At 68.0% G+C, this 13,795-nt stretch carries 12 protein-coding genes; 4 read left to right on the top strand and 8 right to left on the bottom strand.

Features of this window, described 5'->3' with window-relative positions:
• The first annotated feature begins 156 nt into the window (after nt 1-156).
• Nucleotides 157-1,566, top strand: a complete 1,410-nt coding sequence (glnA, locus tag QCN29_RS08030; RefSeq protein ID WP_240135964.1) for a type I glutamate--ammonia ligase — start codon at nt 157-159, stop codon at nt 1,564-1,566.
• Nucleotides 1,567-1,856: 290 nt separating this feature from the next.
• Here glnA and QCN29_RS08025 read toward each other — a convergent pair whose 3' ends face one another.
• The 5 genes from QCN29_RS08025 to QCN29_RS08005 form a co-directional block, all read right to left on the bottom strand.
• On the bottom strand, nt 1,857-2,426 hold the full coding sequence (locus tag QCN29_RS08025) for a peptide deformylase (protein ID WP_279927033.1): 570 nt from the start codon (nt 2,424-2,426) through the stop codon (nt 1,857-1,859).
• A 118-nt stretch (nt 2,427-2,544) separates the two neighbouring features.
• A complete protein-coding gene (gene ltrA / locus QCN29_RS08020) occupies nt 2,545-4,383 on the bottom strand; it encodes a group II intron reverse transcriptase/maturase (protein WP_450169258.1) in 1,839 nt (612 codons plus the stop codon).
• 902 nt (nt 4,384-5,285) lie between these two features.
• Nucleotides 5,286-5,489, bottom strand: coding sequence for a hypothetical protein (locus tag QCN29_RS08015; RefSeq protein WP_279927031.1), 204 nt, complete (start codon nt 5,487-5,489; stop codon nt 5,286-5,288).
• Entirely contained in the window at nt 5,486-5,668 is a 183-nt protein-coding gene (locus QCN29_RS08010) for a hypothetical protein (protein ID WP_279927110.1), read from the bottom strand. Before QCN29_RS08010 ends, QCN29_RS08015 begins: the two co-directional genes overlap by 4 nt.
• Nucleotides 5,669-5,847: 179 nt before the next feature.
• Nucleotides 5,848-6,087 (bottom strand): hypothetical protein, encoded by a 240-nt coding sequence (locus QCN29_RS08005; RefSeq protein WP_279927030.1) that lies wholly within the window; start codon nt 6,085-6,087, stop codon nt 5,848-5,850.
• Nucleotides 6,088-6,368: 281 nt separating this feature from the next.
• On the opposite strand from QCN29_RS08005, the gene QCN29_RS08000 reads away from it, so the two are divergent.
• Nucleotides 6,369-7,400: a helix-turn-helix domain-containing protein gene (locus tag QCN29_RS08000; protein WP_279927029.1), complete on the top strand. Its 1,032-nt coding sequence runs from the start codon at nt 6,369-6,371 to the stop codon at nt 7,398-7,400.
• 245 nt (nt 7,401-7,645) lie between these two features.
• On the opposite strand, the gene QCN29_RS07995 is transcribed toward QCN29_RS08000, so the two are convergent.
• A complete protein-coding gene (locus tag QCN29_RS07995) occupies nt 7,646-8,206 on the bottom strand; it encodes a VanZ family protein (RefSeq protein WP_279927028.1) in 561 nt (186 codons plus the stop codon).
• Nucleotides 8,207-8,356: 150 nt separating this feature from the next.
• Between QCN29_RS07995 and QCN29_RS07990 the strand changes: the two genes are divergently transcribed.
• Both QCN29_RS07990 and QCN29_RS07985 read left to right on the top strand, forming a co-directional pair.
• Nucleotides 8,357-9,565: a sensor histidine kinase gene (locus tag QCN29_RS07990; RefSeq protein ID WP_279927027.1), complete on the top strand. Its 1,209-nt coding sequence runs from the start codon at nt 8,357-8,359 to the stop codon at nt 9,563-9,565.
• Nucleotides 9,511-10,230, top strand: coding sequence for a response regulator transcription factor (locus tag QCN29_RS07985; RefSeq protein ID WP_279927026.1), 720 nt, complete (start codon nt 9,511-9,513; stop codon nt 10,228-10,230). The genes QCN29_RS07990 and QCN29_RS07985 overlap by 55 nt, the downstream gene beginning before the upstream one ends.
• Before the next feature lie 202 nt (nt 10,231-10,432).
• On the opposite strand, the gene QCN29_RS07980 is transcribed toward QCN29_RS07985, so the two are convergent.
• The gene (locus QCN29_RS07980; protein ID WP_279927025.1) at nt 10,433-11,140 is read right to left on the bottom strand and encodes a carbon-nitrogen hydrolase family protein; all 708 of its coding nucleotides are present in this window, start codon (nt 11,138-11,140) and stop codon (nt 10,433-10,435) included.
• 146 nt (nt 11,141-11,286) lie between these two features.
• Complete coding sequence (katG, locus tag QCN29_RS07975; RefSeq protein WP_279927024.1) at nt 11,287-13,518, bottom strand: catalase/peroxidase HPI; 2,232 nt, start codon at nt 13,516-13,518, stop codon at nt 11,287-11,289.
• Nucleotides 13,519-13,795: the final 277 nt, after the last annotated feature.

Here is a 13,795-nt window from a genome sequence, read left to right as displayed (position 1 = left end):
TGTCCCACCACCCGGCCTGGTTAACTTCTCCGAAACAAATGGGTCATGCTTGAGAAATGCCACCTGCCTATGGTCGGGTCCAGCGTGTGCCACCGCACTGGCCGCACGACCGAGCTGCAACCCCGCCCCTCCCGGGTCGGGAGTAGGAGGAGTTGGATGTTCCAGAACGCCGACGAGGCCAAGAAGTTCATCGCGGACAAGGACGTCAAGTTCGTCGACGTCCGGTTCTGCGACCTGCCGGGTGTGATGCAGCACTTCACGGTCCCGGCAGAGGCGTTCGACCCGGCCGAGCAGCTGATGTTCGACGGCTCCTCGATCCGCGGCTTCCAGGCGATCCACGAGTCCGACATGGCTCTGGTGCCGGACCTGTCGACGGCCCGTGTGGACCCGTTCCGCCGGGACAAGACGCTCAACATCAACTTCTTCATCCACGACCCGGTGACCGGCGAGCAGTACAGCCGCGACCCGCGCAACATCGCCAAGAAGGCCGAGACCTACCTCGCCTCCACCGGCATCGCCGACACCGCGTTCTTCGGCCCCGAGGCCGAGTTCTACGTCTTTGACTCGGTGCGCTTCGCCACCACCGCGAACGAGGGCTTCTACCACATCGACTCCGAGGCCGGCGCCTGGAACACCGGCGCGGTCGAGGACAACCGCGGCTACAAGGTCCGCTACAAGGGCGGCTACTTCCCGGCCCCGCCGGTCGACCACTTCGCCGACCTGCGCGCCGAGATCTCCCTGGAGCTGAACAAGGCGGGCCTTCAGGTCGAGCGCCAGCACCACGAGGTCGGCACCGCCGGCCAGGCTGAGATCAACTACAAGTTCAACACGCTGCTGGCCGCGGCCGACGACCTGATGCTCTTCAAGTACATCGTGAAGAACGTCGCCTGGCGCAACGGCAAGACCGCCACCTTCATGCCGAAGCCGATCTTCGGCGACAACGGCTCGGGCATGCACGTCCACCAGTCGCTGTGGCAGGGCGGCGCCCCGCTCTTCTACGACGAGCAGGGCTACGCGGGCCTGTCGGACACCGCCCGCTACTACATCGGCGGCATCCTCAAGCACGCCCCGTCGCTGCTGGCCTTCACCAACCCGACGGTGAACTCCTACCACCGCCTGGTGCCCGGCTTCGAGGCCCCGGTCAACCTGGTCTACTCGCAGCGCAACCGCTCCGCGGCCATGCGCATCCCGATCACGGGCTCCAACCCGAAGGCCAAGCGCGTCGAGTTCCGCGCCCCGGACCCGTCCTCGAACCCGTACCTGGCCTTCTCCGCCCTCCTCCTCGCGGGCCTCGACGGCGTCAAGAACAAGATCGAGCCGGCCGAGCCCATCGACAAGGACCTCTACGAGCTCTCCCCCGACGAGCACGCGGGCGTCCCCCAGGTCCCGACCTCCCTCCCGGCGGTTCTGGACGCCCTGGAGGAGGACAACGAGTACCTCCAGGCGGGCGGCGTCTTCACGGCGGACCTGATCGAGACCTGGATCGACTACAAGCGCACCAACGAGATCGCCCCGATCCAGCTGCGTCCGCACCCGCACGAGTTCGAGCTGTACTTCGACATCTAAAGAGCGGGGCCGGGTGGCCTGGGGCTAGAGCCTGGAAACATGCCGTGAGCTGCGGAAACAATGCTCGGCAGTTCTCACTGTTCCCAGCTGTTCTCCAGGTCCTTGTGCACCGGGTGTGCACCACCCGGCCAATTCTCAGACTTGATGTCAGGAACAACAGCGGAGGCCGCTACCCCACATCCGGGGGAGCGGCCTCCGCTGGTTCCGCCGGCCTCCCGCGGGGTGAGGCAAGTCAGCCTGCCGAGGGGGACGCGACGGGGCCAGCGCGCGTACACAGAGCGGCCTCTGGATCAGGCACCGTCATATACCCAGGCATGGCCGGTCTGCCGGTACTCCTCCACGGGGATCGGGACAACGCCGGTCCTCATGCGTGCGGTGTACAGCAGCCCGTCGAGGTGGTCGATCTCGTGGTGGATGAGGCGGGCGAGACCGCGTTCGTACACCGTGGTCACGGTCTCGCCGGTCAGGGCCGTGGTCTCGGTAGTGATCTTCATGGGGCGGGGAACGAGCCCGCGGACGTCGAAGAAGCTGAGGCAACCCTCGTACTGCTCGTCCGTCTCGTCGGAGCTGGTGGTGATCCGGGGGTTGAGCAGGATGATGGCGGGGGCGTTGCCGGGCGGCTGGACGACCGCGGCGGCGCGTGCGATGCCGATCTGCGGGGCCGCGATGCCCATGCCCTTGGCGAAGGGGTGGACCTGGCCGATCCGCTCCATGGCGGCGAACAGTTCGTCCGTGATGCGTTCGGCCTCGTCGCGCTCGGCGGGCAGGTCGAAAGCGCGGGCCGGTTCGGCGAGGATGCCGGCGCCGTGCTGGACAACGCCGAGGTCTCGCATCTGCTGGCTGGGCCTCACGTCAATCACCTGAACTCCTCTTGATCCGTGTTGCGTTCGGGCCGCGCTCGAAAGTCGGGTAGCCGGAGCGCATTGCTGCGCTCCGGCCCCCTCAGAACCGTGCGTGCCACTCGTCGCGGCACACGGCTCAAGCAAGCCGTGACGGCTTCGGTGAAGTGTCCCGGGCCGGTGGGCCCGAGGCGGTGGCGATCCTGCCGCTTTGCTCGGTGGCATGGAGACGCCGGTGACAGTGATCGTGAACAAGGCGGAGGTTGGTTCGCTCGTCGCCGCCACCGTGCCGTTTGAAGATGAGGAAGTGATGCGTGTGCAGCGTCCTCCTCATTGCGTCGAACCAGGCGATCCACTCTCGGACATTGCCCGGTTCGTACTCAGCGCCTCCGATGAGGGGCTGATCGCACAGTGGGCACAGGCCCTTCTGCCTCACCGCGAGTGCCAGTTCGCTCTTGTTGAGCGGTGGCAGCGGTTTGCGCCGTTGGCGCTCGGCCCAGTAGGCGGTCAGAGCGGGATCGTCCGGAGACGACCAGCCCTTGACGGCCGCATGGCGGACGATCTTCGTCCAGGAGAACTTGACCAGGAAGACGCCGCTGGCGCGGTGCCCGAACACCCAGTTGTCTTTCCGGGACGGGTTGAACCTTCCGAAGTACCTCCCGCTGACCCAGATGCGCCCCTTACGCGGGTGCTGCCGCACCGCCCACCGCCACAGCAGCCGAAAGGCGTGGTGGTTGAGGTCGGCGAACGTCTCCGCCGAGACCGCGTGCCGGTAGTACCCCGACCAGCCCCGGACGATGGGAGCGAGCCGACGGATCACCGATAAGGCGTCTGTGCCGTGAAGGTTCCTGACCTCTTCGGTCAGGCGTCTCCGGATCCTCTTGACAGCGTCCTTGCTCGGTTTGATCAGCAGTACGCCGTTGCGGTAGCGCCGGATGGTGAATCCCAAGAAGTCGAACCCGGTGTCAACGTGGACGACCTTCGTCTTCTCCTCGTTCAGGGACAGGCCCCGGGGAGCCAGCCATTCGACGAGCCGTTGTCGTACCGCTGTCGCCTCTTCCTTCGTCGCGCAGAGTGCGACGAAGTCATCGGCGTACCTAACCAGTGTGGGAGAGCTTTCCCGCACCATGGCCTTCCCGGCGTGAACGCCGTTTGAGGGCACGGGGCGGTAGTGCACTCCGGCTGCTGCCTCGATCCCGTGCAGCGCGATGTTCATCAGCAGTGGGCTGATCACGCCACCTTGAGGAGTGCCCTCCTCGGTGGCCGCGAACTTTCCGCGATCGACCACGCCGGCCTTCAACCACTGTCGGATCAGCCCCTTCGCAGGGAAGTCTCCGACGGCCTCCAGCAGGTAGTCGTGGTTGATGCGATCGAATGCCGCCGACAGATCCGCGTCGAGGATCCACACGCGTCTGGCCTTGCGCGCCAGCGTCGAGTAGATCGTCTCGATCGCGTCATGTGCCGACCGACCCGGTCTGAACCCATAGGAACGGGGCTCGAACCGGGCCTCCCATTCGGGCTCCAGCGCGTTCTTCACGCGGGCCTGGAGTACCCGGTCACGGATGACCGGGATGCCGAGCGGTCGCTGCTTCCCATTCGCCTTCGGGATGTACACCCGCTTGACCGGCTGGGCTCTCCAGGGAGTGGCCTCGGTGTGGACCTTGGCCGCCAGCTGCATCCGCTTGCGCGGGTTCAGCGCGGTTTCCCCGTCCAGTCCTGCCGTCTTGCGGCCGCCGCTCTGCTGCGTGACTCGCCTGGTCGCGACCAGAGTGTTCGAGTACGAGCGCAGCATGAGCTTTTGCAGGTTGCGTACCTGCTTGGTGTCACCCTTCTGCGAAGCCACGAAGATCCGCTGCCTCAAGCGCCGTACGTTTGCCTCGTGCTTGGCCCAGTCGATGCCGTGCCAGCCGGGGTTCTCGTCCTCGGGTCCGTTCACCGTAGAGGCTGCCTTTGGAGCCACGGTAGTCTCGGCCACCATGCTCATCCGGTACCTCCCAGCGTCTAACTTGTCCCTCGGTTCTTGCGCTCTTACTGCGGTGACCTCGTCAGCTCACCTGACCCACGTCAGCACCCTTTCGGGTGACGGGCCTCTGCTCCCCTTGGCTCCCCCACGCCACCCGAGCGGGTGATGAAGAGGTCGGTGGCAGTCGTCTATCCGGCGGCTTATACGTTCCCGAGCGGCGGGGATCCGCGATATTGAGAACGCGTTCACCTGGGCTTTCGCCCTACCGGCATTTGCTTCTTGGGTCATCCTGTCCCGCTACGGAATTGAACCTTTCTCACGATTGGCCTACCCGGCATATTTACCCGGACCGTAACGGGGTTTCCACGTTCCGCACGTTTAACGCGCGGCTGGGTTGGGCGCCCTCTTTCCTCCGGGGACGGCGGTGTTCTCCGGCGCGGTAGCAGCACCGTGCCGCGCCTGCGCCACCAGGCCGTACGGCCTGTCTGCGCTGGTCCCTGCCCCTCCTGACGCGCCGCCAGTGTGAGGGTCCTGGATTACGAAGTGTCAGCGAGGGTTCATTCGCATTCGCCCGTCCAGCCATTTCCCTTGCCCGTGACCCCTAATGGCGCGAGGGTCCTTCGGCGTTTCTCTGGGCTCCACACCTCGCCGTTGCCAGCGACGCATGCCAGAGCGGGAACAGACCTGAACACGAGTCTGGGACCGGCATCGTCAGAATCAATTGCCCAACTCCCCTCAATGCCGGTCCAGTTAAAACGTGCGACTTCGTGTCGCACCCGCCATTCCAGACGGTACCGAGCGTGCAGGGCGGGTGAGTGATCCTCCGGGGGGCCTCACCGTGACCGCCCGCCTCAGTGGTTCCGACTAGAAGGGAAGGAACCGATGCGAGGGATGGGGAGCCGGCCCTTGGGACCGCGCTATCGGCCGTCCGGCGGCGGGGCCTTGTGGCAGGCGCACGTACACCGCAGCGTGAAGAGCGGCAGTTCTCCCCGGTGGCGGGTGCTGCTGGCGTAGACGTCCTGCGGGTGGCAGAAGGAGTGCTCGCCCATCTCGCACTCACCGGACCGGCCGGAGCGCTCTGCGTCTGCCCGTACCTGGGCGACCGTGCGTGCCGCGTTCACCGCCCGCCCTCCGTCCGCTTGCGCCATCCGGACTCCAGCAGATCCAGCGCGTCCGGCAGCACCGGGAAGTGCGGCGCGCACTCGGCGCAGGCATAGACGTTGAAACCAGGCCCGGAGCCTGCGTGCACCTCGGAGACGACCACCGGCCGCGACGTCAGCGTGTTGCACCGCACGCACATCCGCGCCGCCCGCCGCCCCGCTACAGGCGCCCTGCCGACACCGTCCGCCGCGCACGACTGGCACACCCGCCGGTGCCACGCGCCGCCCGCCGTGTCGGTCGTGACGGTCGCCAGAGGGCCCGCCGTCGACCCGCAGACCTCACACGCCTCTGCCCCAGGAGACTCAGGGGAGTTGGTCATCAGGCACCCCCCGCGTCGACCGCGTGGGCGTCAAGGTCGATGCCGAAATCCGCCGCGAGGACCAGCGTCAGCCGCCGCCTCTGCTGCCGGGCCTGATCCTGCCCACGCTCCCACGCCACCAGATACGGCCGGACGAGCGCGTTATCGCTGCCGTTCAGCGGCTCATCCAGTCCGTAGGGCGACCGCAGCGCGGGAATCCCCGCCGGACGGCCCGCACGCCGCTCAGCGGCCACCGGCACGGCCGGACTGTGCATTACGGGCCAATGCGCCCGGACGGCCCGGCGGGCACGATGCCGATCCCCGCCACGGGGCCAAAAGGTCACTCTCGCCCACATGGCGAGCACACGGATAAGGTCAGTCACGTCAACGCTCCAATCAGCACGCGTTGGCCACGCCCCCGGACGGTTGCGCCCGTCGCGGGGGTCTTTGCCTGCCATCGTTGAGCACCGTTCTGCTCACGCGTAAGTTGACCGGTGTTGATTACTCTGGGAGCAACGGTCAACACCCTTTGGAGTCCGCCGTGAGCGCCTTCTCCGATCTCGCCCGACGCGCCTTGCGGGACAACGGCTATTCGATGCGTGCCGCCGCCCGTGCGACGGGGTATGACGTCGGGTACCTGTCACGGGTGCTCAACGGCAAGCAGAAACCATCTCCACAGCTGGCCGAGGCTCTGGACCACCTCTTAGGCGTTGACGGCGCTCTGACGGAACTCGTGTCCACGCTCAACACCGATGATCGTGCGCGGTTCGCACACTGCCTCGCCCACCCGTCCCGCGTCGACGACGATGCTGTAAGAGCGCTTGGGGATGTGCTGGCCGCGCAGAGACGCCTTGATGACGCACTTGGATCTGCCGTACTGTTGGGACCAACTACCGTACAGCTGTCCACACTTGAAACCCTGGTGAGCGAATCGGGGAAGTCTGGAAACGCTGACGTAGGTCTACGCCTCCGCGCCGTGGTCGCTGAATGGATCCGGTTTGCGGGGTGGCTCCATGCCTCACTGCGCAAGGACCAAGAGGCTGTACGACTTTTCGTAAAGGCCGAAGAGCTAGCCGATGAAGCGAATGATCCTGTCACCGCAGCACTCGCGATCAGCTTCCGGGGCTACGTGGCCAGGCAGCGCGGCAACTGGCCTGGTGTCGTCCGTGCGTCCATCGCTGCCCGAGAATCACCAGGCGCTCACTATGTGCAGCGCACCTTTGACACCCTCCAAGCCGCTCAAGGACACGCGGGCCTTGCCGAAGCAGTTGCCCGCATGGAGGGCGTAGGGCAGCAGCGGCACCACGAGGACGCACGCCGAATGCTCGACACCGCCTCGTCCATGATCGAAAACATGACCGGGGACAAGGCAGCCCCGCCCCCTTCCGTGTACTGGTACAGCCCGACGTTCTTCCGGATGAACATCGGCATGGTCCACTTCGGCCTCGGAGACTGGTCAGAGGCTGCCGAGAACCTCGGGGCTGGCGTAGCGGGGCTCCCTCCCGAGCACATGAACGCTGAGTGGACCGAGGAGTACAAGGCAGCGCTGACAAGGGCCAAGAACGCGATATAGCCAAAGCTGCGTGGAGATCGCAGACCCCTTGGTCGACATGCGTCGAAGCGATTAAGGACGGCTACCTGCCCGCCTGAGGCACGCAGTTGCCCGCGATCAGCCTCCGTCGCGGCGGGGGCTGTCGTAGTTCTGGGCCTTCTAGGGCATCTGAACTGCGCAAATGCAGGTCCCTTCGATGGTGTGCCCCATGAAACTTGGCATGCGCGTGGTTTCGGACTGCCCCGGGTGCCCGGCGTCGGACGGGCTCAGACGCCGGGCGTCGAGGAGAGCCTGTTCAGTGCGGCGCCCGTGGCGTCCGCGCGCTGCGCGGCGCGCAGGACGGCGTAGCCGGCAAGGCCGCCGACGGTGTTGGCGATCAGGTCGTTGACGTCGACGGCGCGGCCGGTCGTGAAGGCGATGTACTGGAGCAGTTGGGTGAGCTCGATGCCGAGGCTGATGAGGGCGCAGGTCACAACCGTGCGGCCGCAGGTGTTGTAGCGGCGGGAGAGCAGCGGCAGCAGGAAGCCGAGCGGAATGAACATGATCACGTTGGGGAGCATGGAGATGTCGGCCGTGATCAGCGGGATCGGCTGGATCTGCCCGGTCCACGGCACCTGGTTGCGGTAGATGCCTCCGTAGATCCACAGGGGGAAGAACGTGAGTGAGGCGACCGCCGTCCCGTAGAGCGCGGTGACGGCCCGGAGCGCCAACGGGCCGCCGTGCCACCCGGGGATGCTGCGTCGTCGGCGGGAGAGCGCGACGAGGGCGAAGACCACGAGTGCCGGTCCGAGGACGGCGGCGGTGGGGATCTGAGTCTGGAAGTTCACGGTGCTCCTGCGACATGCCGGTACGGGGTCGGAGAAGCGATCCTGTCCCGCCGGCGGGGCGTTGCGGATCTGCCGGAAGACGGAAACCGGCAGGGGGCGCTATGACTTTCGGCAGAGGGGCGCGGCGCGGCGGGTACATAGGCTGCCCGTATGCATGTCGTGTTCTCCCGCCGCCGCTCCTCACGAGTGCGTGGGGTGCTGGGCTGTCTCGGCGCCGCCGCCGTGGGGGCCGTCCTGGCGCTGGCGCTCGCCGTCGACTACCGCAGCGGTGTCTACGAAACCTCTCTCGCGCCGCAAGCGCGTATCTCGGCCGCGGCGGCGCTGCCGATGGTGCTCGCCTTGGCGGTGCGCCGCTCGCGCCTCGGACCGTGGGCGCTGGCGGCGGCCGGAGGGCTTGCGGGGGCGGTGTCCCTGGCATGCAGCGCGGCGATGCACATCGAGGCAGGGCGGCCGGGGTCGTCGGCGCAGCGTGCTGACGCCTACACCTTGTTCGAGATCAGCGTGCTGATCGCGGTGCTGGTGATCGTCGTCCGGCACGGCGCTCCGCGGCCGACCGCCCCGGCGGCCGTCGTGCTGTGCACGGCGGTGGTCCTGCGGCCGGTGGCCGTGGACGCGAGCGAGAACAGCCTGATCGTGACGGTGTTCTGCACGTTCGCGGTGTGCGCCGCGCTGGTCGGGGCGCTCGCGGCCCGGCTGGTGGCCGCCGACCGCGGGCGTCACGCGGAGCGGGTGCGCCTTGAGCAGCGTCTGGCCTTCGCCCGGGACCTTCACGACTTCGTGGCACACCATGTGACGGGCATCGTCGTACAGGCTCAGGGAGCCCAGGCGGTCGCGGCTGCCAGGCCGGAGATGACCGCAGCGGCACTGGAGCAGATCGAACGGGCCGGATCGGAGGCTCTCGGGGCTCTGCGGAACATGGTGGGCGGACTGCGGAAAGAGGGGCGTCCCGTACCGGGGGGCGACGCCGAGCAGCTACGCGCCCTGGTGGCCGGGTTCGCCCTGCCCGGCGGCGGGTCGGCCCGCCTGGTGGAGGAGGGCCCCGTCGGGAGCCTGCCCACGGCGGTCATGGCAGTCGTGCACCGGGTCGTCATGGAGTCGCTGACCAATGTGCGCAAGCACGCGCCGGGTTCCCGACAGGTGTCCGTGACGCTCGGGGCCCTTTCCCGGACCGCCGAACTCGACATCGTCAGCGACCGCGCCGGCCCCGGCGGGTACACGGCGGCGGGTTACGGTCTCATCGGGCTGGAGGAACGCGTCACGGCTGAGGGCGGCAGCTTCCAAGCGGGCCCCGACGACCAGGGACGATGGCGAGTGAGCGCCCGGATTCCCTTCGACAGCGAGTGGAGGGACCTTCCGTGATCCGGGTACTTCTCGCCGACGACCAGGAGATAGTCCGCACCGGCATGGCGATGATCCTGTCCGTCGAGGACGACATCGACGTCGTCGCCCACGCCGAAGACGGCCTCCAAGCCCTGGAGATGGCCGCGTTGCACCGGCCGGACGTCGTCCTCATGGACATCCGGATGCCGCGCCTGGATGGCCTGGACGCGCTGCGCCGGCTCACCCGGCCCCACGCCGCGCACCGGCCGCAGGTCGTCATGGTGACCACCTTCGACGATGACGAATATCTGACCCGCGCGGTGGAGGCGGGCGCCTGCGGATTCATTCTCAAGGACTCCGGTCCACGCCTGCTCGCCGAAGCGGTTCGCGCGGCCGCGGCCGGTGACTCCCTGGTCAGCCCGTCGATCACCGTACGGCTCCTGAAACGGCTCCGTGCCGTCTCCTCCCGACCCGCGCCCGCCACCCTGCTGTCCCCGCGTGAGGAGCAGGTGGTGATGCTGCTGGCCGAAGGCCTGACCAATGCCGAGATCGCCGCCGCGCTGTCCATCACCGTCGGCACGGTCAAGACGCACCTCGGCAACATCCAGGCCAAACTCACCGCCAGAAACCGCGTGGAGATCGCGGCCTGGGCCTGGCGCAACGGGCTCGCAGGACGCAGCGACGAGCGCGCCGGCGACATGTGACACGAGCGGACGGTCAACGACTTTCCCGGCCGGCAGCCGCACCACACGGGCACCGCCTGCCGCTTGCCGCAGTCAACACAGCCGCGTGCCACGGCTGGTGAGCGCGGCTGCCGCCGTCCGGTTACCGGCACCGATGCCGATGCCGATGCCGTCACCGGTGCCGCATATCTGATCTGGCTCCGATGCCGACCCGGGCCATGCTCTATCCGACCTCGGCGGTGACCACCATGGGCCGGTCGGCATCGGCCTCGGCGAGCAGGACTCCGCCCGGGGCCCACAGTGCGGAGCGGCCACAGCCGGTCCATGCGCCGGCCGGGCCGACATGGTTGGCCACGACGACATGCAGATCGAAGTCCTTGGCGATGCCCGGATACACCGTCGCCAGCTCTTCCACTCCGCCACCCGTGCCATACAGCGAGCTGGACAGGTGCACCTGACACCCGTCGGCGGCGCCCCGGGAGGCCAGCTCGGTGAAGTGGTTGTCGAAGCACGTGGCCAGAGCGAAGCGAAGCCCTCCAAGCTCGAATCGCCCGTCGTGCTGCCCTGCTGCGAACACGCCCTGCTCGTGCTCGAACAAATGCTGCTTGCGATACGTAGTGATCAGTTCGCCGTCGGCCCCGAAAACCAGCGTCTCGATGGCAGGCCGCTCCCCGTCGGTGACCGCAGCACAGTTGACGACGCTGGCGACACCGCCCGTCCGGATCGCGTCCAGCCGCAAGTCGTCCGCCCGTACCCAAAGATCACGACGGGCGAGTACGGCTTCGAGCTCGTACCCCGTCAGCGCCAGCTCGGGGAACACCACCAACTCGGCACCCTGCACACGCGCCTCGGCGATCAGCGCAACCATCTGCTTCACGTTCGCAGACACATCAGCGGGGACGCAGGTGAACTGGACGGTCGCGATCTTCATGGAACCCAGGATGCCAGCCCGTCGGGGCGACCCCCCGCCGGGGCGGGGCCGCGGGCTCGGACGGTCCGCGTGGGCGTCCGGGAAGCCGCTGATGGCCGCCACCCCCTGAGGGTGGCGGCCATCAGCAGCTGTTCAGTGCGGTGCGGTCAGGAGAGGTCGAAGCGGTCCAGTTCCATCACCTTGGCCCAGGCCGCGACGAAGTCGTGGACGAACTTCTCCTTCGCGTCGTCGCTCGCGTAGACCTCCGCCACGGCGCGGAGCTCGGAGTTCGAGCCGAAGACGAGGTCGGCGCGGGTGCCGGTCCACCTGACCTCGCCCGTGGCGGTGGAGCGGCCCTCGAAGGTGTTGGCGTCTTCGGAGGTCGCATGCCAGGTGGTGCCGAGGTCGAGGAGGTTGACGAAGAAGTCGTTGGTCAGCGACGCCGGGGCATCCGTGAAGACGCCGAGCGGCGACTGCTGGAAGTTCGCGCCCAGGACGCGGAGGCCCCCGACGAGGACCGTCATCTCGGGGGCGCTCAGGGTCAGCAGGTTCGCCCGGTCGAGCAGCAGGTACTCGGCGGGGAGGCGGTTGCCCTTGCCCTGGTAGTTGCGGAATCCGTCGGCGGTCGGCTCGAGCGCGGCGAAGGACTCGATGTCGGTCTGGTCCTGGGAGGCGTCCACACGGCCCGGTGTGAAGGGGACCTCGACGTCGAAGCCCGCGTCCTGGGCGGCCTTCTCGACGGCCGTGCCGCCGGCGAGGACGATCAGGTCGGCGAGGGAGACCTGCTTGCCGCCGGTCTGGGCGGCGTTGAAGGAGTCCCGGACGCCCTCCAGCGTGCGCAGCACAGTCGCCAGCCGGTCGGGGTCGTTGACCTCCCACCCGCTCTGCGGCTGGAGGCGGATGCGCGCGCCGTTGGCGCCGCCGCGCTTGTCGCTGCCGCGGAAGGAGGAGGCCGAGGCCCAGGCGGTGGACACGAGCTGGGACACCGACAGGTCGGCGGCGAGGATCCGGCTCTTGAGGGAGGCGATGTCCTCGGCGTCGATCAGCTCGTACGTCCGCTCCGGCAGCGGGTCCTGCCACAGCAGCGTCTCGGCCGGCACCTCCGCGCCGAGGTAGCGCACGACCGGGCCCATGTCGCGGTGGGTCAGCTTGAACCAGGCCCGTGCGAAGGCGTCCGCGAACTCGTCGGGGTTCTCGAGGAAGCGCCGGGAGATCTGCTCGTACGCCGGGTCGAAGCGCAGGGAGAGGTCCGTCGTGAGCATCGTCGGGGCGTGGCTCTTCGACGGGTCGTGGGCGTCGGGGACGGTGCCCGCCCCCGCGCCGTCCTTGGGCCTCCACTGATGGGCGCCTGCGGGGCTCTTGAACAGCTCCCACTCATAGCCGAAAAGGATCTCCAGGAAGCTGTTGTCCCAGGCCGTCGGGGTGTTCGTCCAGATCCCCTCCAGACCGCTGGTGATCGTGTCGCCGCCCTTGCCGGTGCCGTGGCTGTTCTTCCAGCCGAGGCCCTGCGCCTCGATCGGGGCGGCCTCCGGGTCGGGGCCGACCGCGTCCGCGGGGCCCGCGCCGTGGGTCTTGCCGAAGGTGTGGCCGCCCGCGATCAGAGCGACCGTCTCCTCGTCGTTCATCGCCATCCGCCGGAACGTCTCACGGATGTCGCGGGCCGCGGCGAGCGGGTCCGGGTTGCCGTTCGGGCCCTCCGGGTTGACGTAGATCAGGCCCATCTGGACCGCACCGAGGGGGTTCTCCAGATTCCGGTCGCCGGTGTAGCGCTCGTCGCCGAGCCAGGTGGACTCGGGGCCCCAGTAGACGTCCTCCTCGGGCTCCCAGACGTCCTCACGGCCGCCGGCGAAGCCGAAGGTCTTGAAGCCCATGGTCTCCAGGGCGACATTGCCGGCGAGGATCATGAGGTCGGCCCAGGAGAGGCTCTGGCCGTACTTCTTCTTGACCGGCCACAGCAGGCGGCGGGCCTTGTCGAGGTTCCCGTTGTCCGGCCAGCTGTTGAGGGGGGCGAAGCGCTGCTGGCCGGCCCCGGCGCCGCCGCGGCCGTCGCTGATCCGGTAGGTGCCCGCGCTGTGCCACGCCATCCGGATGATGAACGGGCCGTAATGGCCGAAGTCGGCGGGCCACCAGTCCTGCGAGGTGGTCAGCGTCTTGGCGACGTCCCGCTTCACGGCCGCGAGGTCGAGGGAACGGAAGGCCTCGGCGTAGTCGAAGTCCTCGCCGAGCGGGTTGGCCACGGCGGGGTTCTTGGCGAGGATCTTCAGATTGAGCCGCTCCGGCCACCACTGCTGGTTTCCGCCCCCCTGAGTCGGGTGCGGGGCGCGCGCGTGCGCGACCGGGCAGCCGCCCATGTCCTCCGTCTTCGCGTCGGTCACGATTGCATCAGGGTTCTCAGCCATGGGAATCCTTCCGGATGAGGCGGATCACGGTGCTTGTCCCCGGCGCGTCCGTCGTACTGGGGCCGGGCTGCCGAACGGTTCTGTTTCGCGTACGAGGCCCGCCGCGGTCAGCGAGTGGTCTCAAGCGGCGCGACGCGGGCGGCCGTTCCTCTTCGGCCGGCGGTACGTAGCTCCACTGGAGTCTCCTGTCCCTTGGCTATCGCCGGAACCGATCCTACGATGGACAGAGTCCAGGTCAAGAAGCTCACCTCAGCTACACCCAATGGGGGTCCGGACA

The organism is Streptomyces chengmaiensis (assembly GCF_029846775.1).
In the GTDB taxonomy this organism is placed as follows: domain Bacteria; phylum Actinomycetota; class Actinomycetes; order Streptomycetales; family Streptomycetaceae; genus Streptomyces; species Streptomyces chengmaiensis.
Note: the sequence above shows the minus strand (reverse complement) of the source record. Positions and strands in the feature narration are given on the sequence as shown.

What these genes read in the sequence shown, in the direction of transcription:
- glnA (WP_240135964.1), top strand. Translation starts at nt 157, where the DNA reads ATGTTCCAGAACGCCGACGAGGCCAAGAAGTTCATCGCGGACAAGGAC.
- ltrA (WP_450169258.1), bottom strand. Translation starts at nt 4,383, where the DNA reads ATGGTGGCCGAGACTACCGTGGCTCCAAAGGCAGCCTCTACGGTGAAC.
- QCN29_RS08010 (WP_279927110.1), bottom strand. Translation starts at nt 5,668, where the DNA reads ATGTGCGTGCGGTGCAACACGCTGACGTCGCGGCCGGTGGTCGTCTCC.
- QCN29_RS07990 (WP_279927027.1), top strand. Translation starts at nt 8,357, where the DNA reads ATGCATGTCGTGTTCTCCCGCCGCCGCTCCTCACGAGTGCGTGGGGTG.
- QCN29_RS07985 (WP_279927026.1), top strand. Translation starts at nt 9,511, where the DNA reads ATGGCGAGTGAGCGCCCGGATTCCCTTCGACAGCGAGTGGAGGGACCT.
- QCN29_RS07980 (WP_279927025.1), bottom strand. Translation starts at nt 11,140, where the DNA reads ATGAAGATCGCGACCGTCCAGTTCACCTGCGTCCCCGCTGATGTGTCT.
- katG (WP_279927024.1), bottom strand. Translation starts at nt 13,518, where the DNA reads ATGGCTGAGAACCCTGATGCAATCGTGACCGACGCGAAGACGGAGGAC.